18 protein-coding genes and 1 pseudogene are annotated in these 22,964 nt (G+C 49.0%); 15 read left to right on the plus strand and 4 right to left on the minus strand.

The genetic code is table 11. The annotated features are described in order from the left end of the window. Positions 1-156 precede the first annotated feature (156 nt). Entirely contained in the window at positions 157-2,547 is a 2,391-nt protein-coding gene (locus ACRJJO_RS03455) for a phosphoketolase family protein (RefSeq protein WP_431064530.1), read from the plus strand. 69 nt (positions 2,548-2,616) lie between these two features. After that, the gene (locus tag ACRJJO_RS03460; RefSeq protein WP_431064531.1) at positions 2,617-3,825 is read left to right on the plus strand and encodes an acetate/propionate family kinase; all 1,209 of its coding nucleotides are present in this window, start codon (positions 2,617-2,619) and stop codon (positions 3,823-3,825) included. A 567-nt stretch (positions 3,826-4,392) separates the two neighbouring features. On the opposite strand, the gene ACRJJO_RS03465 is transcribed toward ACRJJO_RS03460, so the two are convergent. From ACRJJO_RS03465 to ACRJJO_RS03475, 3 genes are read right to left on the minus strand one after another with little or no spacing between them, the layout of a single operon-like run. Continuing rightward, entirely contained in the window at positions 4,393-5,244 is an 852-nt protein-coding gene (locus ACRJJO_RS03465) for a sugar nucleotide-binding protein (RefSeq protein WP_431064532.1), read from the minus strand. Continuing rightward, positions 5,241-6,146 (minus strand): sulfite exporter TauE/SafE family protein, encoded by a 906-nt coding sequence (locus tag ACRJJO_RS03470; protein WP_431064533.1) that lies wholly within the window; start codon positions 6,144-6,146, stop codon positions 5,241-5,243. Before ACRJJO_RS03470 ends, ACRJJO_RS03465 begins: the two co-directional genes overlap by 4 nt. Before the next feature lie 2 nt (positions 6,147-6,148). After that, positions 6,149-6,862: an MBL fold metallo-hydrolase gene (locus ACRJJO_RS03475; protein WP_431064534.1), complete on the minus strand. Its 714-nt coding sequence runs from the start codon at positions 6,860-6,862 to the stop codon at positions 6,149-6,151. 848 nt (positions 6,863-7,710) lie between these two features. Here ACRJJO_RS03475 and ACRJJO_RS03480 point away from each other — a divergent pair. The 4 genes from ACRJJO_RS03480 (at position 7,711) to ACRJJO_RS03495 (ending at position 11,854) form a co-directional block, all read left to right on the plus strand. Beyond that, on the plus strand, positions 7,711-9,468 hold the full coding sequence (locus ACRJJO_RS03480) for a sugar phosphorylase (protein WP_431064535.1): 1,758 nt from the start codon (positions 7,711-7,713) through the stop codon (positions 9,466-9,468). Between the two features lie 237 nt (positions 9,469-9,705). Continuing rightward, the gene (locus ACRJJO_RS03485; RefSeq protein WP_431064536.1) at positions 9,706-9,978 is read left to right on the plus strand and encodes a SemiSWEET transporter; all 273 of its coding nucleotides are present in this window, start codon (positions 9,706-9,708) and stop codon (positions 9,976-9,978) included. Positions 9,979-10,298: 320 nt separating this feature from the next. After that, positions 10,299-11,300, plus strand: coding sequence for a class 1 fructose-bisphosphatase (locus ACRJJO_RS03490; protein WP_431064537.1), 1,002 nt, complete (start codon positions 10,299-10,301; stop codon positions 11,298-11,300). Positions 11,301-11,389: 89 nt separating this feature from the next. Continuing rightward, positions 11,390-11,854: a peroxiredoxin gene (locus ACRJJO_RS03495; protein WP_431064538.1), complete on the plus strand. Its 465-nt coding sequence runs from the start codon at positions 11,390-11,392 to the stop codon at positions 11,852-11,854. 770 nt (positions 11,855-12,624) lie between these two features. On the opposite strand, the gene ACRJJO_RS03500 is transcribed toward ACRJJO_RS03495, so the two are convergent. Further along, on the minus strand, positions 12,625-13,794 hold the full coding sequence (locus tag ACRJJO_RS03500) for an aminotransferase class I/II-fold pyridoxal phosphate-dependent enzyme (RefSeq protein ID WP_431064539.1): 1,170 nt from the start codon (positions 13,792-13,794) through the stop codon (positions 12,625-12,627). Positions 13,795-13,906: 112 nt separating this feature from the next. Here ACRJJO_RS03500 and dksA point away from each other — a divergent pair, with 112 nt between their 5' ends. The 9 genes and pseudogenes from dksA to ACRJJO_RS03545 all read left to right on the plus strand — a co-directional run bounded on the left by dksA (position 13,907) and on the right by ACRJJO_RS03545 (position 22,931). Then, entirely contained in the window at positions 13,907-14,341 is a 435-nt protein-coding gene (gene dksA, locus ACRJJO_RS03505; protein WP_404360345.1) for an RNA polymerase-binding protein DksA, read from the plus strand. Between the two features lie 29 nt (positions 14,342-14,370). Further along, entirely contained in the window at positions 14,371-15,288 is a 918-nt protein-coding gene (gene gluQRS, locus ACRJJO_RS03510) for a tRNA glutamyl-Q(34) synthetase GluQRS (protein ID WP_431064615.1), read from the plus strand. Beyond that, a complete protein-coding gene (gene acs / locus ACRJJO_RS03515) occupies positions 15,285-17,222 on the plus strand; it encodes an acetate--CoA ligase (RefSeq protein ID WP_431064540.1) in 1,938 nt (645 codons plus the stop codon). The genes gluQRS and acs overlap by 4 nt, the downstream gene beginning before the upstream one ends. Positions 17,223-17,422: 200 nt before the next feature. Continuing rightward, a complete protein-coding gene (cysD, locus tag ACRJJO_RS03520; protein ID WP_404360343.1) occupies positions 17,423-18,331 on the plus strand; it encodes a sulfate adenylyltransferase subunit CysD in 909 nt (302 codons plus the stop codon). Positions 18,332-18,399: 68 nt separating this feature from the next. Continuing rightward, positions 18,400-18,543: pseudogene (locus tag ACRJJO_RS03525) on the plus strand (four helix bundle protein); the annotation flags it as partial. Between the two features lie 185 nt (positions 18,544-18,728). After that, positions 18,729-18,902, plus strand: coding sequence for a four helix bundle protein (locus tag ACRJJO_RS03530; protein WP_431064541.1), 174 nt, complete (start codon positions 18,729-18,731; stop codon positions 18,900-18,902). A gap of 51 nt (positions 18,903-18,953) precedes the next feature. Then, the gene (cysN, locus tag ACRJJO_RS03535; protein ID WP_431064542.1) at positions 18,954-20,588 is read left to right on the plus strand and encodes a sulfate adenylyltransferase subunit CysN; all 1,635 of its coding nucleotides are present in this window, start codon (positions 18,954-18,956) and stop codon (positions 20,586-20,588) included. An 18-nt stretch (positions 20,589-20,606) separates the two neighbouring features. Then, positions 20,607-21,620: a GGDEF domain-containing protein gene (locus ACRJJO_RS03540; protein ID WP_431064543.1), complete on the plus strand. Its 1,014-nt coding sequence runs from the start codon at positions 20,607-20,609 to the stop codon at positions 21,618-21,620. Positions 21,621-22,568: 948 nt separating this feature from the next. After that, on the plus strand, positions 22,569-22,931 hold the full coding sequence (locus tag ACRJJO_RS03545; RefSeq protein WP_014149299.1) for a response regulator: 363 nt from the start codon (positions 22,569-22,571) through the stop codon (positions 22,929-22,931). Positions 22,932-22,964 lie beyond the last annotated feature (33 nt).

Here is a 22,964-nt window from a genome sequence, read left to right on the forward strand (position 1 = left end):
AGACAGAAAATTCATAGCGAACATTCGACGCACGATACATCAAAACGGTCACATTGCGGTCACATCTGCGTTATATTGTAGCCGTGAACCTGAAAAATGAGTTGAATCTCTGTTTCCTGAAATTTTCGGACAACCCTAAACCTTAGGAGAAACTCTATGAGCACTGATGAATCATTATCTATTTCCGGCACTCTCGATGCCGAAGAATTAAGAAAAATCGATGCTTGGTGGCGCGCCTGCAATTATTTGTCGGTCGGCATGATTTATCTCCGAGCCAATCCTCTCCTGAAAGAACCCTTGTCGACCGAACACGTCAAACATCGTTTATTAGGCCACTGGGGAGCCAGTCCCGCGTTGTCGTTTGCCTGGGCGCATCTCAATCGTTTGATCAAACGTGACGAGCTCGATGTGATTTTTATCGCCGGTCCCGGTCATGGAGCCCCCGGCGTTTTAGGGCCAAGTTACTTGGAAGGCACTTATTCCGAGGTCTATCCCGATAAAAGCGAAGACACGGAAGGCATGCGTAAATTCTTCAAACAATTTTCCTTCCCGGGCCAGATCGGCTCGCATGTCACGCCGGAAACGCCCGGCTCGATCCATGAAGGCGGCGAATTGGGCTACAGTCTCGCACATGCCTACGGCGCGGCTTTCGATAATCCGGATTTGATCGTCGCCTGTGTGGTCGGCGACGGCGAAGCGGAAACGGGCCCGTTGGCGACTGCTTGGCATTCGAATAAATTCTTGAATCCGATACGCGACGGCGCGGTCTTACCGATTCTCAACCTGAATGGCTACAAAATCGCCAATCCGACAATCCTCGCCCGCATCAGTCACGAAGAACTGGAGGCCATGTTTATTGGTTACGGTTACCGCCCCTATTTCGTCGAAGGCAGCGATCCGGCCGAAATGCATCAAAAAATGGCTTCCGTCGTGGATGAAGCCATCGCCGAAATCAAAACCATTCAAAAGTCCGCCCGAGAAAGCGGAATCGCAGAGCGTCCGCGTTGGCCGATGATCGTGTTACGGTCTCCGAAAGGCTGGACCGGACCGAAAACAATCAACGGCCATCAATCCGAAGGCTCGTGGCGATCTCATCAAGTGCCCTTTGCCGACGCAGGCACCAGTTCGTCCGGCTTGCGCTTACTGGAGGAATGGCTGCAAAGCTATCGACCGGAAGAGCTATTCGACGACAACGGCCGCCTAGTGGAAGAACTCAAAGAACTATCCCCACAAGGCCAGCGCCGAATGAGCGCCAATCTTCACGCCAACGGCGGCTTATTGCGCAAGGCGCTCAAATTACCCGACTTTCGCGATTATGCGGTCGAAGTCAACCGGCTCGGACAAGTCGAACACGAAAACACCAAGCCGCTGGGCGAATTTTTACGGGACGTTCTCAAGAACAACATGAACAATTTCCGGATTTTCGGTCCGGACGAAACCGCATCAAACCGCTTGCAAGCGGTCTATGGCGCTTCTAAAAAGACTTGGATGGCGGATTTTTTACCCGAAGACGAAGACGGCGGAGAATTGAGCCGGGACGGACGCGTCATGGAAATGCTCTCCGAACATACCCTGGTTGGATGGCTCGAAGGCTACTTGCTGACCGGACGGCACGGCTTTTTCCATACTTACGAAGCCTTCGCCCATGTCGTCGATTCGATGTTCAACCAACATGCAAAATGGCTCGACACCAGCAAAAACCATGTGCCATGGCGAGCGAAGGTGTCTTCGCAAAATATCTTGTTGTCATCGACCGTGTGGCGCCAGGATCATAACGGATTCTCACATCAAGACCCCGGCTTCATCGATCTGGTTACGAACAAAAGCCCGTCGGTAACCCGCGTTTATTTGCCGCCCGATGCGAACACCCTGCTGTCGGTCGCCGATCATTGCCTGCGCTCGACCGACTATATCAACGTCATTGTCGCGGACAAGCAAAAACATCTTCAGTTTTTGACGATTGAAGAAGCCGTTGTTCATTGCACCAAGGGCGTCGGTCTATGGGAACGCGCTAGCAACGACCAGGGCGAAGCCCCGGACGTAGTCATGGCTTGCTGCGGCGATGTCGCAACCCTAGAAGCGTTGGCGGCCACGGCCATTTTGCGCGAACATTTGCCCGATCTTAAAGTCCGCTTTGTCAATGTGGTCGATTTATTCAAATTACAACCGAATACCGAGCACCCCCACGGCTTGAGTCATCGCGAATTCGACAGCCTGTTCACGGTCGATAAGCCGGTCATTTTCAATTTCCACGGCTATCCTTGGTTGATCCATAAACTGGCCTATCGCTTCAAGAATCATGAAAATCTGCATGTGCGCGGCTATAAGGAGCGCGGCAATATCAATACGCCGATGGAGCTTGCGATTCTGAACGAAGTCGATCGCTTCAATTTAGTCATCGATGTGATCGATCGGGTTCCGAAATTGCAAATCAGAGCGGCCCATCTCAAGGAGCGTATGAAAAACGAAATCATCGAGAATCTTCGTTATGCGCATAAACACGGCACCGATAAACCCGAAATCACCGGTTGGCAATGGCCGTTTTAATAGAAACGGCAAATGTCTATTTTTGATTTTTATTTGTAAAACGGCGTTCACCAAAATCATTTTAAGGATATGACGATACCAAAGGGCAACATTCTCGTTATCAACAGCGGCAGTTCCTCAATCAAGTATCGATTGATTGCTCTGCCGCAAGAACAGGTACTGGCAGACGGCTTGCTGGAACGCATCGGAGAACAGGAAAGCCGGATCATTCATAAAACCGCCGGCGACTCGGGTCGTTTAAATGAAATCAAGCAGTCGGTCGCCGCTGCCGATCATCACCAAGCCTTTAAGGCAGTCTTCGAGATTTTGGGCGGAAATTGCTCGGTCGATGCAATAGGCCACCGCGTCGTGCATGGCGGCGATCGGTTCTCCGGTCCTGCCTTGGTCGATGACGATACGATCGAGTCGATACGCGCGCTCTGCCGAATAGCGCCGCTGCATAATCCGGTTAACTTGCTTGGCATCGTGAGTTGCTTGGCTCATTTCCCGGGCGTACCTCAGGTGGCGGTATTCGATACGGCATTTCACCAAACGATGCCGCCTCACGCCTATCGTTATGCGATTCCGGAAACATGGTACAGCGATTACGGCATACGCCGATTCGGTTTTCATGGCACCTCTCATCATTATGTGGCGAGACGAGCCGCCGAGTTTATCGACAAACCTTTCGATTGCAGCCATCTGATTACTTTGCATTTGGGCAATGGCGCGAGTGCAACGGCGATTGCAAACGGCCGCTCCGTCGATACGTCGATGGGGTTTACGCCGCTGGAAGGTTTGGTGATGGGCACGCGTAGCGGCGATTTGGACCCGGCAATACCGCTATTTGTCGAACAAACCGAAAATACCGAGGCGAACGTTATCGACCGGGCCTTGAACCGCGAATCCGGCTTAAAAGGTTTGTGCGGCACCAACGACTTAAGAACCGTGCTCGAACAAAAAAATGCAGGCGATGAACGAGCCCGCTTGGCTCTCGATCTGTATTGCTATCGAATCAAGAAATATATTGGCTCTTACTACGCGGTACTCGGCGAAGTCGACGCTCTGGTTTTTACCGGCGGCGTCGGCGAAAACGCGGCCGAAGTACGCCGTTTAGCGTGCGAAGGCCTGTCGCGTCTGGGCATCGCCATTGATGAAGTGGCCAATAGCGGCGTGACCGGAGCTATCGCCGAAATCGGGCATGCCGAAAGTCGAACCCGTATTCTAGTCATTAACACTGACGAAGAATTGCAAATTGCCCGGGAAACCATGGCTGTGCTTGATAAAGATCAGGCATAAAAAATAACCTGATTAGCAAGATGCTTCAGCTTGCCGAAGCCAAGTGTCCGAGCAGGGGAGCAGTGGTAGTCGCAAAAACTAAAATATGCTGTTACCCAAGCTCCAGCTTGGGTAACCTGTTCAGGAAGCTCTAGCTTCCCGACAATCAAGAAAGATTGAACGAGCGAGTCGGGGTTGATTGAGGTTGTATCGGTCTCAGGAAGCTCTTGCCCTGAGCTTGTCGAAGAGGGAGCTTCCGGGGAGCATTTTCCATAGTGCTTGGGAAACAGCAAAATTCAATAACATATACCTTTCATGCTTCAAATTTCGGCATTAGCGTATGGAGGCACCGGGGGCACTGCCATTAAGTTAAGCCATTCGTGGTGAGCCCTTCGGCTAAGCTCAGGAGAGCCGAAGGGCTCAGGGCGAACGGAAAAGTCCTTAACTTGATGGCAGTGAATCTTAGCCAATGAGTCTTCGATACCATTTATTGCTGCTTAACACGCTCGACTTCGAAATCGCGATCAGGGGATCGCTCCCACAAAGGAACCCATCCACCGTTCCTCTTTCCCCTTTAACCTTTAACCTTTAACCTAAATTAAACATCTCCCCATAACCCTCCCGATAAGTCGGATATTTAAACCGGAATCCCAAGGTCTTCAAGCGACTATTCCGACATCGTTTATTTTGATCCGGAACATTATCGGCAGGTTTTGCAATCGGCGGCTGGCTGTTCATTTGTTGAGCGAGCCATGAAATCACGTCCCACATTGGCGCGGGATTGTCGTCACTGGCCAAATAAAGATTGTCGAGACGCTCTCCTTCAATGTGCTTTTTCATTAAAAAAGCCAACACAGCCGCACAATCATCTTGGTGGATTCGGTTCGTGTAATAAGGCGGGTCGGCTTGAATGGCGGCTTGCCGCGACGCCATGTGTAAAAGGCGTTCTCTACCCGGGCCGTAAATACCGGAAAACCGCACGACGACCGCGCTGGAATCATGCTCCAATAGCGTTTGCTCGGCCTTACGGATGATTTGCCCGGTTACGGAATTCGGTTGGGCATCCGAAGATTCATCCACCCATTCCCCGGCTGTTTGCCCGTAAACGCCGGTGGATGAAACAAAAAACCATTGCGGCATGCGGCCGTCGGCTTTAAACCGTTGTATCAGATTGTTTAATGCCGTATCGAAAACGGCACGATAGGCTTCAGCATCGCGTCCGCCGGGCGTTGGTAAGTAAAGTACCTGATCGAAATCGCAATCGAGCCGTTCGAGATCTTCCGGCCGAGTCAGGTCGGCTTTGAGAAAACGGGTTCCACCGGCATCGCTTAAAGGTGGATTTCTTTTAAGGCCGAAAACTTGATAATGCTTTCTATCGAGAATCGAGGCGAGCCTAGCGCCGATATCGCCGTAACCGGCAATCAGTAATTTTGTCATCATTTTTCACTTCGAAATGAATGCAGAAAAAGCCAAAGCCGGTAGAAAAGCATAATAGCTACCATAGCCAAGCCGCCGAATAGAAAATCTTGGTGTTTTTGGGCTAGCTGACGGATTTGCTCGATCAAGGCCATATCCGTTTCACGATACAAAATAAAACTGCCCAGTCCCAAAACGAACAAGCCAAAGACCGGTTTTAGATAACGGCCGTCGATTTTGCTGGAAGCAAAGCTACCGATTAGACTACCGAGTATTGCAAAACCTGCGAACAATGCAGTTAATTCCACATCGAGATGCATGTGATCGGCATGCCCCGCCAACGCTGCGCCGGCTTGCAGCACGATGATGAATAAGGAAGTGCCGATCGCGGCGTGCATCGGCAGACCGGCCAAAAAGTTCAATGCCGGAACCAGTAAAAAGCCGCCGCCGACGCCAACCAAGCCGGTCACGAACCCAACCAAAAACCCGTCGAACAAAATCGCCATGACCGGCAAATGAATCGGGCAAAGGTTTTTCGTGGCATCGGCCTCCTCTACGGCAGTTTCGGATGCCACGCGCTTTCCCCTTAACATTGAAAACGAAGCAGCAATCATCACGACAGCAAACAGGACCAACAAAATCGGATCGGGAATAAAAGCGGAACTGCGCCCGCCCAAAAAAGCGCCGGCCATACCGGCCGCACCGAACGTGAAACCGGTTTTCCAGCACACGAACCCATGCCGAGCATGATTGATTACCGCAATGATGCTAGTCAAACCGACCACGACCAAAGAAGTGACGATCGCCTCTTTTGCCTCCAAACCGGCAAAGTAAACCAGCACCGGCACGGTCAAAATCGAACCGCCGCCGCCCAACAAACCGAGCAGAATACCGATCAGTATCGCCAGTGCGATCAGCAAATACATGATTAACCCTGCCGAATCAAAGCATCTCTGCCCGGTTGACCGCAGGCCTGATTGGCCGGCAGCGCTTCATCGATATACTTAGGGTACGGTAAATCCAGATTATGCATGATAGTGATGAACTCGGCCTTGCTTTTGCCTGCGCCGAGCCGAGCATTCGAATCGATCTCCTGGCGTATCGTCGAAACGGTTTTACCGTTGTAATCATGAGCGGGAAATACCAGCGTGTCGGGCGGCAACGAAAACAATTTTTTAGTAATACTGTCGTATAGGGTAGCGGCATCGCCTTCCTGAAAATCCGTGCGTCCGCAGCCGTTGATAAGCAAGGCATCGCCGGTAAATACCCGGTCGCCGATAACATAACTGACGCAACCTGAAGTATGGCCTGGCGTATGCAGAACTTTGATTTCGATATCGCCGACCTGCAATTCCACGCCGTCGGTAACGAGCAAATCTGCGCACATCGCTCCAGCATCGCGATGTACGATGCTTTTGCTGCCCACCCTATCTCTCAACAGGCCGGCCGCGGTAATGTGGTCGGCATGAACGTGTGTTTCAAGGGTGTTGATCAGCGTTAAATCCAAATCGTCCAATAATTCCATGTACATATCGGCTTCGCTTTCGACCGAATCGATAATAATGGCTTTTCGGGTACGTTCGCAACCCAGCAGATAGCTGTAGGTAAAGGTATCGGGTTCAAAAAGTTGTCTAAAAATCATGGCGAGTCTCCGAAGCAATGAGTCAGTCTATAATTAAATGCTAATATTGATTGTACGGAATGCGCTCTTGAAAGTGAAATATTGTTAACCCTAGAAAAAGCATTTCACCATGAAGATCATGAAGAATAAGAAGTTAATTCAATAGCTTGCTATGCCTTTGCAAAAATTTTTGCAATCCTTAAGGGTTACTCGAAGTCTATAACCTATTGAAATACATCACCGCCGACACCTGCCAATCGAGCCACCGAACTTCCTTCCAACAGTTGCCGAAGTTATTTAATGCTACTCCCTTTATACTCAAAAATAGTTAAGGAATATGCACAAATTTACTTCTACAAGTTTTAGGCATTGTGGTGGTTCGGCGACTCGCTTGACAGGACGCCGTGAATACATCCATGTAGGCTCGACGGAGGCTATCCCTGCCGCCGACGCCTGTCAATCGAGCCACCGGCCCCCCTCCCAGAAGTTGTCGAAGTTATTTCATGCTCGTTCCTAAACAATAGATGCGTGGACACCATCAATGTTCAATAAAATGAGCCTGCATTAAACAGATGAAACGCAAACTTTTCCGATCGCAAAAAACCTATTGACATCGATGCGACCGGAATTTTATTTATCATATCCCTAAAATAGAGCACGATAACTATTAACGCACAATTTTAGTGCAAATAATTAACCATTTTATTTGTTCGGCCGCAGGCATGAATACTGCTTACATAGATAATATTAAGCAACAATGATTTTTTAAACTTGATTAAAATCGGAACCGCACATTCGATTTGGAGGGACGGGTTAAACAACCCGTCCCGCAGAGACGGAAAAGATAGTTAACTGAAACAGGTGAAAGCGTGGCGAAATCTCAATCCATTATCCAAGAATTTCCTTTTTGGTTCACGCAACGCGCGGAATCACGGCTTATATTTCTTTACGGCGAAGAACGTACGAAAGACTTGATGAACCGTTTACTCGACCGTATGCAGCATTTTTCGGTCCCGAAGGCGCAACCTCTTACCGAATATTGGAACGAGCAGGATGTCATTCTGATCACCTACGGCGATAACATCCGGCAAACCGACGCAAAACCTTTAGCGACGCTCTACGAATTTTCATTACTCCATCTAAAAGATTGCATCAATAGCATACATGTTTTGCCTTATTTTCCGTTTAGTTCCGACGATGGTTTTGCAGTGATCGACTACAAAACGGTCGATCCTCAATTAGGCGACTGGCGGGACATTGAGCGCCTTGCGCTTGACTTTAGCTTGATGACCGACTTGGTGATCAATCATGTTTCCCGCGAAAATCTTTGGTTTATCGATTACCTCAGTCATAAAAAACCGGCCTGCGATTATTTTATCGAATTGCCGGAAAATACCGATGTTAGCTCAGTCGTGCGTCCGCGCAGCACGCCGGTGCTAGTGCCTGCTCATACCCATCAGGGCTTACGCTATGTTTGGGCGACATTCGGCGAAGACCAAATCGACGTCAACTTCGCCAATCCCGACGTGTTGTTCGAATTCATCGACATCTTGCTGTTGTATATCCAAAAAGGCTCCCGATTCATTCGTCTGGATGCGGTCGCGTTTCTATGGAAAAAATTGGAAACCCGCTGTATCAACTTGCGCGAAACGCACGAAATCGTCAAGTTAATACGCGACATTGTCGATCTAATTGCACCCGGCACGGTATTGATCACCGAAACCAATGTACCGAACGGCGAGAATCTAAGCTATTTCGGCAATAGCGACGAAGCACACATGGTCTATCAATTCACGCTACCACCGCTATTATTGCATGCTCTGTACCAGGGCAACTCGCATTACTTAACCCGTTGGGCCAAGGATATGCCGCGCCCACAAAAAAATTGCACCTATTTAAATTTTATCGCATCTCACGATGGCATTGGCCTACGTCCGGCGGAAGGCATATTGCCTGAGCAGGAAGTCAAGGTTTTGGTCGATGCGATGCACGAATACGGCGGCTATGTCAGCACGCGCACCGGTTTGGATGGGCGCCCCGCACCTTACGAAATCAATATCGCGTTGTTCGACGCCCTTAAAGGTACGTCTTTAGGCCTGGATCAATGGCAGATTCAACGATTTATTTGCGTTCATACCATCATGATATCGTTGCAGGGGATTCCGGCCATTTACATTAATAGCCTGATTGCAACCGCTAATGATTATCATGGCGTCGAGCAATCGGGCAAAACGCGATCGATCAACCGGCATAAATGGGAATATAGCGAATTGATGGACTTGTTGAACAACCCTCATAGCCCGAATGCGATTATATTCCATGAATTCAAACGGTTACTTGGTATCCGAAGAAGGCAAGCCGCCTTTCATCCGGACGCGGCTCAGGAAACGCTAAGCAATAGCCCGGCATTGTTTTCATTTTGGCGTACTAGCCCGGATCATCGACAACGTATCCTGGTGGTAAGCAACATTACACCGCAACGACAAACCATGTCTTTGCCGAATCATCCCCGCCCCGAAGGGTCAGGATTGTGGCGGGATTTGATCGAACGTACCGCAATCCATAAAAATACCGCCGAACTGGTTTTGTATCCATACCAAACCGCCTGGCTCGAAGCCTTGGATTAGCATACTTCGCGAGAAGTTGTTTCGAACCTGAACCGAAAAACCTATAATGTCGATAATAAACTGTTTTTAAGTAATTATTCATACTCCTTGAACATTTTCCTGGTAATGCGGCCATCCTGGCCGCATTCAGCGAGGGCGGGACGCCCGCGCTCCCAGGCTTATTGTCCTAAAATGATTGGGGGCTGAATAATTACGTTTTTAACGCCGACCCGCTAACCGGCAAATCCTATAAAATTCATGCAAATAACAACTGAAGTCATCGGTTATATTGCCGCGACACTCACTACCCTGTCTTTTTTACCTCAGGCACTATTGACGCTCAAAACGCGCAATACCGAATCGCTATCATTAAGCATGTATAGCCTCTTTACAACCGGCGTTTTACTTTGGCTTATCTATGGGTTGTCGATTTCAGACAAGGCTATTATCTTCGCTAATTCAATAACATTTTTATTGGCTTTATCGATACTGTCTTTCAAAGTCTACAATACATTACGCGGCAGACAGTAGCTTACGAGTTTTATACCTTTCGCACTTCAAATTTCGGCAGTGCCTAAGGAGGCGCCGAAGTGCTCGGTAAAGGCTTTACCAGCAGGGAGCAGGCATAGAGCATGGATGTATTCACCCAGCACCTAAATTCCATAGCGCATTGTCTATGGTTAACTGCCTTGGATAATTCATCCAGCACCTAAATAAGCCATGATTTTGAATTATTGCCAAAGGCCTATGGAATTTAGGTGCTGGGTTCACGGCGTCCGTTGACGGGCACCCCGGTGCCGAATTTTGATTTACGATGGGTATAACCCTACTCAAATGGAGACCAAAAGAACATGACCAAAAATGTTACCCTAACCCGATTCATCATCGAGCAACAACGCGAATTCCCTGGCGTATCAGGAACGTTTACATTATTACTGAACGACATCGTCAAAGCTTGCAAACAGATATCGCACCTAGTTAATCGAGGAGACTTAATCGGCGTTCTGGGCAGCGCAGATTCGGAAAACGTACAGGGCGAGGTACAGAAAAAACTGGACATCATCACTAACGACATCATGGTGGATTCGCTTATTTGGACGGGACACCTATCGGGTATGGCTTCCGAGGAAGTCGACGACATCATCCGAATTCCCGATCATTATCCGCGTGGTAAATACCTAGCGATATTCGATCCGCTGGACGGCTCCTCCAACATCGACGTCAACTTGACTGTCGGAACCATTTTTTCCATTTTGCGCTATAACGGAACCGACGAGCCGCAACTCGACGATTTTTTACAAAAAGGCAGCGAACAAGTCTGCGCCGGATTCGTTTTATACGGCCCGTCAACGATGATGATCTTAACAACCGGTCACGGCGTCAACGGCTTTACGCTGGACCAGGACATCGGCGAGTTTATCCTCACACACCCAAACATGACCATTCCAAGCGAAACCTCCGAATTCGCAATCAATATGTCGAACCAACACTTTTGGGAAGCGCCGGTCAAACGTTATATAGACGAATGCGTGGCGGGCGAAAATGGCCCGCGCGGCAAAAGCTTCAACATGCGCTGGGTGGCATCCTTGGTGGCCGAAGTTTTCCGGATTTTAACTCGCGGCGGCGTATTTTTATATCCCTATGATTTGCGCGATCCTGCTAAGCCAGGTAGATTGCGCTTGATGTATGAAGCCAATCCGGTCGCCTTTATCGTCGAACAAGCCGGCGGCGCCTGTTCAACCGGACGTGAGCGCATGCTCGACGTTCAACCGAAGGGCCTACATCAACGCGTTCCGTTGATTCTTGGTTCGAAAAGCGAAGTCGACCGGATTATCGAGTATCATCAGTCGTAGGATGCCACTGCGCATCCTAGTTGGGCGCGAAACGTATTGCTTACAATACGCGAAGTATATTCCACCAAATTTAAATTCAGGGGTATCTCATGTTAGAAGCACAGCAAAAAGCACCGAATTTTCAATCGATTAATCAGTACGATCAACCTGTCAGTCTGTCCGATTATCTCGGCAAAAAGAACGTGGTCCTTTATTTTTATCCAAAGGACGATACACCCGGCTGTACGATAGAAGCCAATGAATTCACTCAAAAGGCATCGGAATTCGCCGAATACGATACGGTCGTCATCGGCGTCAGCAAGGATAACTGCGAAAGCCATCGAGCGTTTATAGATAAATTCGGTCTCAAGGTCGATTTACTGGCCGACACCAGCGGAGAACTCTGCGAAAGTTACGGCGTCTGGCGCGAGAGAGAAAAAAACGGCGTCAAGAGCATGGCGATTTTCAGATCGACGTTTATTATCGATAAGCAAGGCAATTTGGCCGATGTCGAATACGGAGTCAACCCCGAAGGCCATGCACAAGCGGTGCTGGAGAAAGTTAAAAAGCTTTGACCCAAAAAAGCACTTCTGCGAGACGGGTTATTTAACCCGTCTCCAATGTTTCGACTTGCGTCGGCTAGGGTGAAACGTTTCGGACGGGGTTATAAACCTATACGCATCAAGCTACTCCCTTTATACTCAAAAAATGGTTACCCTTATGAAGGTATGGGGTGTGGCTAGCGAGGATGTCGGCAGCAGGGACTGCTGCCGTCAAGCCCCCATGGATGGGTTTACGGCGGTCCTTGATAGACACATCCCATACCTTTTATTCTTCGGCGGTTTTTCGATCAAAAGGGAGTAAGGATTTCGTGAAAAATAACTTCCTGGAACTATGAGTTTTGTAGCGGGTTCGGTAACTCGCTTGATAGGACGCCGTGAATACGTCCGTGTAGGCTTGACGGCGGCTTTCTCTGCCGCCGACACCTGTCAATCGAGCAACCGAACCTGCTTACCGTGCATTAAAAATAGGGAAGTACTTATGACCGAATCCTAAACATCGCTCTCCGCCGCAGCTAAATCGCTATTGGCAGGAAAGTCATGAGCGCCATTGTGACAAATCGCAGGGTTGGTTGATGTCGGCGTTACCGCAACCGTACCTGCGCTCAAACAAAGCGATGGGTTTCCGCTTCGCTGCTACCCATCCTACGGCTAAAGGATTCCGTCAGTCCATGGCGGAATGACGCGTTTTTTCCTTGAGTTGGCGCCATGCCCATGGCGCACCCTCTTTCCTCTTTCCTCTTTCCCCTTGAACCTTAAACCTTAAACCTTAAACCTTAAACCTTTCACTTTTCCCCAATAAAACGCGCCAAACGCGCCATCGCTTCGCCCATTCTTTCAATCGACGTAGTATAAGCAAAGCGTATGAAACGCTCTGCTTGGTTAACACCAAAATCCTTGCCTGGCGTCACAGCAACACCTTCGGCTTCGAGCAAATCCAACGCGAAACGGTAACTGTCGTCGGTAAAACGCGAACAATCGGCATATATATAAAATGCGCCGTCCGGCTTGGCCGGGAGTATAAATCCCAAATCGTGCAACTGACCGTAGAGGAAATCTCTCCTTTTTTGAAACTCTAATCGGCGCTTTTCCAATTCATCCAAAGTCGCGGTATCAAATGCCGCCAATGCCGCATATTGCGAATGACTGGCCGTCGCGATAAAAATATTTTGCGCAAGCTTTTCGACTACCTCAGCATACGCTTCAGGCACGATCAACCAACCGACCCGCCAACCGGTCATGCCGAAATATTTTGAAAAACTGTTAATCACAAAAACATCGGGACTGTACTCTAATGCGCTAACAGCATCGTTTCCGTCGTAAACCAGACCGTGATAAATTTCATCGGAATAAAACACGCCGTTACGCTCATGGACCGTCTCGATCGCTTGCCGCAAAACATCCGGAGCAATCACTGTACCGGTCGGATTCGACGGCGATGCAATAACCGCGCCTTTGCAGTCGCTCGACCAATGTTTTTCGATCAACGCCGAATTCAATTGAAAATCGCTGCACGCATCGACCGGAATCGTTTGCGCTCGCCCCCCCAAAAACTTAACGAAATTGCTATTGCACGGATAACAAGGATCGGACATCAGCACTTTTTCGCCGGCATTGAGACTCGCGCCCAAGGCCAGCAAAAAGGCGCCCGACGCCCCCGGCGTAATAGAAATTCGCTCGTCATCGACAGTCACGCCGTAGCGATCGCGATAGAATTTTGCAATGCTTGCCCGAAGCTCTGAAAGTCCGGCGGCAGGCGTGTATTTGACATTCCCCGCCTCAAGATAAGCAATCGATGCATCGGTAATAGTTCGCGGCGTCAAAAAATCAGGCTCGCCAATCTCCATATGAATGACATCTCTGCCCTGCCGTTCTAATTCCTTGGCGCGCTCTAAAATTGCCATGACATAAAAAGCGCTAATTGTTTCGGTTCTATCCGCCGGTTGTTTATTCATTTTTTCTTGGTTTATTACAAACTGACAAATAATATCAATAATTCTTGCTATGCGCTTCCCGTTCTGATAAAAATGCGCAGTTTTTTAATTGAATCTTCCCGGGAGTTAACGGATGAGCGATAGCAATAAAACTGATTCCTCACCTTTCAGTTTTAAACCTTATCAAGAAAAAGCGGACGAAGAGTATATGAACGAAGCCCAGCTTCGTCATTTCGAAAGCATTCTCAATAAATGGAAAGCCAATTTAATGGAGGAAGTGGATCGAACTGTGCATCATATGCAAGACGATGCCGCGAATTTTCCCGATCCTAACGATAGAGCGACGCAAGAGTCTGAGTTTAGCCTGGAATTGAGGACCCGCGACCGCGAACGCAAGCTGATTAGAAAAATCGATCAGGCGTTAAAGGATATTGAATCGGGCGATTACGGTTTTTGCGAGTCTTGCGGCATTGAAATCGGTATACGCCGACTGGAGGCCCGCCCCACCGCAACGATGTGCATCGACTGTAAAACACTCGACGAAATTCGGGAAAAGCAAATGGGATAACCCCGGCTTCACCCGTTCTCACCCGCTATATCGGCCGGTTCGCACCCTCGCCTTCCGGCCCTCTTCATCTTGGCTCTCTTTATGCAGCCTTGGCAAGCTTTCTCGATGCTCGAAATCAAGAAGGACAATGGCTGGTTAGAATCGACGACATCGATACGCCACGCAATGTCGCAGGCGCCGCCGACTCGATACTCAAGACATTAGAAAGGTTTGGTTTAACCTGGGACGGCGATGTTTATTACCAAAGCCGCCATCTTGAACACTACCGCTACTACCTCGATCTATTAAAAGACCAAGAATTACTTTATCCGTGCCTCTGCAGCCGTAAATCGCTCGCAGAGATAAAACATTCCGCAATTTATCCCGGATTGTGCCGACACCGAACTTTTCCGGAAAAATCGCCTCATGCCGTTCGCATTAGGGTCGAGGCTATCCATTCGACATTCAACGATCGCTTGCAGGGCACGCAGTCCCAAAATCTCGCCACCCAACACGGCGACTTTATCTTAAGAAGAAAAGATGCGATCTTCTCCTATCAATTCACGGTCGTCATCGACGATCATCTACAAGGCGTTACCGATATCGTTCGCGGTGTCGACCTACTGGACTCGACGATCAAACAGGCCTATCTGCAACAAAAGCTGGACTTTAAGCAACCGAGCTATATGCATGTTCCGTTAATTACCGACTCGAACGGCATCAAACTCAGCAAGCAATCGTTTGCTCGGCCTGTTGCTACCGACCATCCGTCGCGTGTTATATTTAGTTTACTGGAATTACTAAAGCAAGCGCCGCCGCAAGAACTGGCCGATGCGTCTTTATCCGAAATATTGGACTGGGCCATCAGCCATTGGCAACCCGGGCATTTATCAACGATGACCGCTATTTGCCCCGCTGCCGACCTTGACGCCTCTTGTACGTCTAAAGAACATAAGGACTCATCATGACTGAAGTGAAAACCTATCCTGTCGATCCCGAACTGTCAGCCCGAGCTCACATTACACCGGAACGCTATGAAACACTTTATAGACAATCGATCGATGAACCGGAATCCTTTTGGGCCGAACAAGCCGAACAATTTCTCGACTGGTTCAAGCCTTGGGATAACGTCATGGATTACGACTATTCGAAAGGCTACATCCGCTGGTTCGAAGGCGGCGAACTCAATGTCAGCTACAATTGCTTAGACCGGCATTTAGCCACACGAGGCGACCAAACTGCGATTATCTGGGAAAGCGACGATCCCGCTCAAGACAAAAAAATCAGCTACCGCGAATTACATCGAGAAGTTTGCAAATTCGCCAATGTTCTAAAAAGCCAAGGCGTCAAAAAAGGCGACCGGGTCTGTATTTACCTGCCGATGATCGTTGAAGCCGCTGTCGTCACCCTGGCCTGTGCCCGAATCGGCGCAGTCCACTCGATCGTATTCGGCGGTTTTTCCGCCGAATCTTTACGCGACCGCATACAAGACGCCGACTGCCACACTGTTATCTGCGCCGATGAAGGGCTTCGCGGCGGCAAAAAGATACCGCTCAAAACCAGTGTCGACCAGGCGGTATCGCATTGTCCGAATGTCAAAACTGTCATCGTCATCAAAAACACCGGAAATGATATTCCGTGGACACCGAAACGCGATATTTGGTATCACGAAGCGATGAAAAACGCATCGGACAACTGCCCGCCCGAAACCCTATCTGCCGAAGACCCGTTATTCATTCTTTACACATCGGGTTCTACCGGTAAACCGAAGGGCCTACTGCACACCACGGGCGGATATTTATTATTCGCCGCGATGACACATAAATATGTATTCGATTATCACGACGGCGATATTTATTGGTGCACCGCCGATATCGGCTGGGTCACCGGCCATTCTTATATCATTTACGGACCGCTCTGCAACGGCGCGACGACTTTGATGTTCGAAGGTATTCCGACCTACCCCGAACCCGACCGATTTTGGCGCATCGTCGATAAACACCAAGTCAATATTTTCTATACCGCACCGACTGCGATTCGCGCCTTGATGGCGCAAGGCAACGACTTCGTCAATCGCACCGACCGCAGTAGTTTAAGAATCCTCGGCACGGTCGGCGAACCGATCAATCCCGAAGCGTGGGAATGGTATTATCACATCGTCGGCAACGAACGCTGTCCTATCATGGATACCTGGTGGCAAACCGAAACCGGGGGCATTTTAATCACGCCGCTGCCCGGCGCCATAGCATTGAAACCGGGCTCGGCGACACTGCCGTTCTTCGGCGTTAAACCGGAAATTCTCGACAATGCCGGTAATGTACTCGAAGGCGAAGCGGAAGGCATTCTGGTATTGAGCCGCCCGTGGCCGGGCCAGGCCAGAAGTATTTACGGCGATCACAACCGTTTTATCGACACCTATTTTAAAAATTTTCCGGGCTATTATTTTGCCGGCGACGGCGCTCGCCGCGACAGGGACGGTTATTACTGGATCACCGGCCGTGTCGATGACGTAATTAATGTTTCGGGCCATCGCATGGGAACCGCAGAAGTCGAAAGTGCGCTGGTCTTGCATGAAGACGTCGCCGAAGCCGCCGTGGTGGGCTACCCGCATCCTATCAAGGGCCAGGGTATTTATGCTTATGTTACGCTGAACGCCGGAGTCGAACCGAGCGAAACTCTCAGGCAGGAATTGGTCGATATGGTCAGAAAAGAAATCGGAGCCATCGCCCACCCCGATATCATTCAGTGGGCACCGGGCCTACCGAAAACGCGCTCAGGAAAAATCATGCGGCGTATTTTAAGAAAAGTCGCCTCGAACGAAATCGACAGCCTAGGCGATACCTCTACGCTGGCAGACCCATCGGTTGTAGATGAAATCATCGATCATAGAGCGAATAAATAACTACTACTTTTTGACCGAAAAACCGTCAAAAAATAAATGGTGAGTCAATTTTTGATTCTTAAGGAATAGAAACAACCCATCGGCATTTTTCTAAATTCATAACTAGTATGGCAAATTGCCCGCTTTCAACATAAAATGTAAATTATTTTCGCATTGACTCTTCACGGACAATCCGTGGAATTTAATATAACGGATCATTGATGACTGACTATAAACTTACCCACCTCAAGCAGCTCGAAGCTGAAAGTATTCACATCATCCGTGAAGTCGCGGCCGAATTCGAACGACCTGTCATGCTGTATTCGATCGGCAAGGATTCGGCCGTCATGCTGCAATTGGCGTTAAAAGCCTTTTATCCCGGCAAACCGCCTTTTCCATTGATGCATATCGACACGACCTGGAAATTCCGAGAAATGATCGAGTTTCGCGACAAATTAGCGAAAGATTTAGGCTTGGAGTTACTGGTTCACATCAATCAGGATGGCGTCGAACAAGGCGTCGGACCTTTTACACACGGCAGCAAGAAGCACACCGAAGTAATGAAAACCGATTCGCTCAAACAAGGACTCAATAAATACAAGTTTGACGCGGCATTCGGCGGCGCTCGTCGCGACGAAGAAAAATCCCGCGCCAAGGAACGCGTCTACTCGTTCCGCGATAAAAACCATAGTTGGGATCCGAAAAATCAAAGACCCGAACTTTGGAACATCTATAACGGCAGAATCGACAAAGGCGAAAGCATCCGCGTCTTTCCGTTGTCGAACTGGACCGAACTCGATATTTGGCAATACATTCATCTCGAGAACATCCCGATCGTACCGCTCTATTTCGCCAAGGAACGCCCTGTCGTCAACAAAGACGGCATGCTGATCATGGTCGATGACAACCGCATGCCGATAGGCCCTGAAGACAAAGTCGAAATGAAAATGGTTCGGTTTAGAACTTTGGGTTGCTATCCTTTAACCGGCGCGGTCGAATCGACTGCCACAACGCTACCCGAAATCATTCAGGAAATGTTGTTGACGACCAGTTCCGAACGTCAAGGACGGCTGATAGACTTCGACCAGGCCGGCTCGATGGAACAAAAAAAGCGCGAGGGGTATTTCTGAGAGGCAAGGAGAAAGACGAAAGATGAAAGGGAAAGAATCCTCAACCTTATCTCTTGCCCTTAAAACCCATGAGCTTTGAAGATTTAGTTGTATGGAAACGCGCGTGTAGGTTGTGTGTTAATGTTTATCGGCACCTCAAAGAATGCACAGACCTCGGTTTTAAAGACCAAATAACCCGTAGCGCGTTATCCATACCCTGCAACATAGCCGAAGGTTATGAACGAAACACCAATAAAGATGCTATAAAGTTCTTTTATACTTCGCGCGGGCATGTTTGCGGATTTTATGGCAATGCTATTTTGTTCGGTAGCAAGGCGCGAAAACAGGCGCATAGCAAGCTATGTAACTGTTTTCGCAACGCCGCTACCGGACAAAAGAGCGCGTCAGAAAACCGCAAATGTGGCCGTGCAAAGTATATTATGCAAAAGGCTCAGCAGGCGAATTGCGCACCCAAATTTATATTGGCATGGAAATCGGCTGTATCCACAAACAAACTGGATCAAGTTGGCTAGAAGAAGCCCAAGAAATATCGATGATGATATCCGGCCTAATCAAAGCCCGCTCAGCTTAGCTCACGCATCCCAAACCTTATTCCTTGAACCTTGAACCTTGAACCTAACCCATGTCCCACCAATCAGAACTCATCAGCACCGATATCAACGCCTATTTGGCCCAACATGAACGCAAGGAGTTATTGCGTTTTTTAACCTGCGGCAATGTCGATGACGGCAAAAGCACGCTGATCGGCCGCTTGTTGCACGACTCAAAAATGATCTACGAAGATCAGCTGGCCGCAGTAAAAGCGGACAGCGTCAAATCCGGTACTACCGGCGCCGGACAGATCGATTTAGCTTTGCTGGTCGACGGCTTGCAGGCCGAACGCGAACAAGGCATCACGATCGATGTCGCATACCGTTATTTCTCCACCTCGACGCGCAAATTCATTATCGCCGACACACCGGGGCATGAGCAATACACGCGCAACATGGCGACCGGCGCATCGACCTGCGATTTGGCGATTATTTTGATCGATGCCCGCTATGGCGTGCAAACACAAACCAAACGTCACAGTTTCATCGTTTCGTTACTCGGCATCAAACGGATTATCGTCGCTATCAACAAAATGGACTTGATCGAATTCAGCGAAGAGAAATTCAATCAAATTAAAGAAGATTATCTGAATTTCGTCAAAGCCCTGGATCTGCACGATATTCGCTTCATCCCAATTTCGGCGCTGAACGGAGACAATGTCGTCAACCCCAGCGAAAGCATGCCTTGGTATACCGGCAAGCCAATGATGGAAACCTTGAACACGATCGAAATTGCCTCCGATCGCAATTTCAGCGACGCCCGTTTTCCGGTGCAATACGTCAATCGACCCAATTTAGATTTCCGCGGTTTCTGCGGCACTGTTTCATCAGGCGTTTTTCACAAAGGCGATCGTATTACTGCTCTTCCCTCCGGAAAATCCAGCAAAATTAAATCCATCGTGACTTACGACGGTGAACTGGAACAAGTCTTCCCGCCGATGGCCGTTACCTTGACGCTCGAGGATGAAATAGACATCAGCCGTGGCGACATGATCATCAGCAAACAAACGGCATCACCGACCGTCGCCGACAAATTTAAAGCGATGATCGTCTGGATGACTGAAAAAGCTCTGACACCGGGCCGACAATACATTATCAAGCTCGCGACGCGAACCGCTTCGGGATCGATATCCATGATTCATCACCGAGTCGACGTCAACACGCTGGAACATCACGATGCAAGCGAGCTCAACCTCAATGAAATCGGCCTATGCACGGTCAACCTGAACGCACCGGTCGTCTTCGACCCATACAAACGCAGCAAAGGCACCGGCTCGTTCATCGTCATCGACCGACTAAGCAATGTAACGGTCGGCGCAGGCATGATCACCGACAATGCCGATGAATTCAATCTGCAACCGGTTTCACCGGAAGACCGCGCTGCACGATTCGGACAAAAAGCCACAGTCATTTTATTGAAAGGCCACAAGGCACATGAAACAGCTTATTTGTTGGAAAGGAAGCTATTCGACAATGGTCATGCCGCAACGGTCGTCGAAACGCTGTTCAGCGAACCGGACGAATTTGCTCAACTTATTAATAATGCCGGCTTGATCGCTCTATGCATCGGTTTGAATTACGAAGCTGCGGATATTGAATTCGATAGCGAGGCCGACTCGATCGATGATATTTATGCCACATTAAAATCCGAAAAAGTTATATTTTAATGCCATAATAAGCGCTTGATGACTATCAACCTTTCCGTAGAACAAGTATTTACCTGGGCTGCTTCGCTAACCGAGCAGCCCGATTATCAGGCGCTGACACACCAATTTCTGGACATTCTGCTTGAAATACCCGGGGTGAAAAAAGCTGCGGCTTATGAGATTTACAACCGGAGCCGAAAAAAAACCGGCGAAGCCATAGCACCTTGCGAACAATTGGTGAGACGCTTCCCATTGGATTTTACTCGTGACGAAAGCAACGATCATAACGACTTAATCAACATCCTCGACAACGAATTACGCGTCATCCCGAAAATGTCCGATGCCAACGGGCGTTATCGCCAAGTCTATCTCTCGCTCAAAGAGACGAAAGGCCCCGATCGCGCGATTGCTTTAGACGGCCTTTTCGACCGACAAACGATAGAATTATTCCGTCAACTCCTTTCGATATTTAGAAACCAAGTTATATTACACGACAGCAAGGAACGCGACGTATTGACCAAGTTGCCTAACCGCCAATCGTTCGATACTCGTCTATTGCAAGTTTGCGAACATTATTTGAAATACCCGGTCACCGATCCAAACCATCAAAAAAGCTCCTGGATTGCCTTACTCGACATCGATCACTTCAAGCGAGTCAACGATGATTTCGGCCATCTATACGGCGACGAAGTCCTCTTGATTTTCAGCCAGCTGATGGAAAAATGCTTTCGCTATAACGATTTTTTATTTCGCTTCGGCGGCGAAGAATTCGTCGTCATTCTCAACCTCACCGATATGGAAGGTGCCGAGCACACGTTTAACCGATTTCGCGAAACGGTCGCCAACCATAACTTTCCGACGGTAGGACGCATTACAGTCAGCATCGGCATTACGCATATCGACAGCATGTGTATGCCGACAACGCTACTCGATCGCGCCGACAAAGCACTGTATTACGCTAAGGAAAACGGAAGAAATAGAGCCGTGATCTACGAAAACACCGATACGCTCATCAAAAACGCCGGCGAAAACGACGACATTGAGCTATTTTAATAACTAAGGATTTCGTGATAAATAACGTCCTGGAACTATGCGCTTTGTTGAGGGTTCGGTAACTCGTTTGGCAGGACACCGTGAATACGTCCTTGTAGGCTTGGCGGCGGCTTTCCCTGCCGCCGACACCTACCAAACGAGCAACCCCGAACCCTCCGTAAAATAGGGAGGTTATTTACGAGCAAATCCTAAACGCCTTATCAATCTCATTGCAAAAAACGAGACAGGAATCGCATTTTTTGATAATAACCCAAAAAATCGATGATATGGCAATCGCTTCCCAAACAAAAAGCGCTAAAATGCCGAAAAACTTTATCTAATAGGAATGGGTAATAGGTATAAAACTCGAGCGCTGCCTTACCTACCTCACACCCAACAAGGCCCTGTAGGCATCATATTGAAATAAACGAACTCGTTTTTAGTTATTATTCGTCCATTACTGTGAAAGTATGCGAACCGAAGCGGGTGCGGTTGCTCTATCGACAGGCGTCGGCGGCAGGGCAGATTTTTGCTCCATGCAAAATCTGCATTCACGCCATCCTTGGCGTTCGACCCGCCGCCGAGCCTACATGGATGTATTCACCCAGCACCTAAATTCCATAGCGCATTGCCTATGGTTAACTACCTTGGATAATTTAGGTGCTGGGTTCACGGCGTCCTGTCGGACGAGGACCGCACCCTCCGCCACCAGAGAACTTTCATTTGCCGGGGCGATGGCCAGGCCTTCATGAACGTTACTTTGACAGTATGCGAGCCGAAGCGGGTGCGGTTGCTCGACCGGCAGGCGTCGGCGGCAGGGACAGCCGCCGTTGAGCTTTTCCAGGCACCCCGGTGCCTCCTGAGGCACTACCGAAATTTGAAGTGCGAAAGCTATAATTCTTAAAGACTAGGGATCACTATTTTTCCTTAGCCCAATCAAATCCGACTACTACACTTTAGGAGAACATCATGGCGAGTATTCTTGCAGTCGACGATTCCGCATCGATGAGACAAATGGTCTCGTTTACATTAAAAGGGGCCGGCTACGACGTTGTCGAAGCCGTCGATGGCGTGGATGCGTTAAATAAGGCAAAAAGCAAAAAATTCGACTGTGTCGTAACCGATGTCAACATGCCGAATAAAGACGGCATCACCTTGATCAAAGACTTGAGAGCCTTGCCCGATTACAAATTCGTGCCTATGCTTATGTTAACAACCGAATCTGGCACCGACAAAAAACAACAAGGCAAGGAAGCGGGAGCAACCGGATGGATCGTCAAACCATTCAATCCGGATCAATTACTGAAAACGATCCAAAAAGTGCTTGGTTAAGCGGCCTCGATCCGATTACTAATCGTCTACACA

Origin of the sequence: Methylotuvimicrobium sp., from assembly GCF_050611805.1 — a bacterium.
Lineage (GTDB): Bacteria > Pseudomonadota > Gammaproteobacteria > Methylococcales > Methylomonadaceae > Methylotuvimicrobium.

Bases quoted from the DNA above. Each gene is read 5' to 3' on its own strand.
- ACRJJO_RS03545 (WP_014149299.1), top strand. From the start codon at position 22,569: ATGGCGAGTATTCTTGCAGTCGACGATTCCGCATCGATGAGACAAATG.
- ACRJJO_RS03490 (WP_431064537.1), top strand. From the start codon at position 10,299: ATGACCAAAAATGTTACCCTAACCCGATTCATCATCGAGCAACAACGC.
- ACRJJO_RS03475 (WP_431064534.1), bottom strand. From the start codon at position 6,862: ATGATTTTTAGACAACTTTTTGAACCCGATACCTTTACCTACAGCTAT.
- dksA (WP_404360345.1), top strand. From the start codon at position 13,907: ATGAGCGATAGCAATAAAACTGATTCCTCACCTTTCAGTTTTAAACCT.
- ACRJJO_RS03500 (WP_431064539.1), bottom strand. From the start codon at position 13,794: ATGAATAAACAACCGGCGGATAGAACCGAAACAATTAGCGCTTTTTAT.
- ACRJJO_RS03485 (WP_431064536.1), top strand. From the start codon at position 9,706: ATGCAAATAACAACTGAAGTCATCGGTTATATTGCCGCGACACTCACT.
- ACRJJO_RS03495 (WP_431064538.1), top strand. From the start codon at position 11,390: ATGTTAGAAGCACAGCAAAAAGCACCGAATTTTCAATCGATTAATCAG.
- ACRJJO_RS03460 (WP_431064531.1), top strand. From the start codon at position 2,617: ATGACGATACCAAAGGGCAACATTCTCGTTATCAACAGCGGCAGTTCC.
- ACRJJO_RS03530 (WP_431064541.1), top strand. From the start codon at position 18,729: ATGTGGCCGTGCAAAGTATATTATGCAAAAGGCTCAGCAGGCGAATTG.
- ACRJJO_RS03465 (WP_431064532.1), bottom strand. From the start codon at position 5,244: ATGATGACAAAATTACTGATTGCCGGTTACGGCGATATCGGCGCTAGG.
- ACRJJO_RS03455 (WP_431064530.1), top strand. From the start codon at position 157: ATGAGCACTGATGAATCATTATCTATTTCCGGCACTCTCGATGCCGAA.
- cysD (WP_404360343.1), top strand. From the start codon at position 17,423: ATGACTGACTATAAACTTACCCACCTCAAGCAGCTCGAAGCTGAAAGT.
- ACRJJO_RS03470 (WP_431064533.1), bottom strand. From the start codon at position 6,146: ATGTATTTGCTGATCGCACTGGCGATACTGATCGGTATTCTGCTCGGT.
- acs (WP_431064540.1), top strand. From the start codon at position 15,285: ATGACTGAAGTGAAAACCTATCCTGTCGATCCCGAACTGTCAGCCCGA.
- ACRJJO_RS03540 (WP_431064543.1), top strand. From the start codon at position 20,607: ATGACTATCAACCTTTCCGTAGAACAAGTATTTACCTGGGCTGCTTCG.
- cysN (WP_431064542.1), top strand. From the start codon at position 18,954: ATGTCCCACCAATCAGAACTCATCAGCACCGATATCAACGCCTATTTG.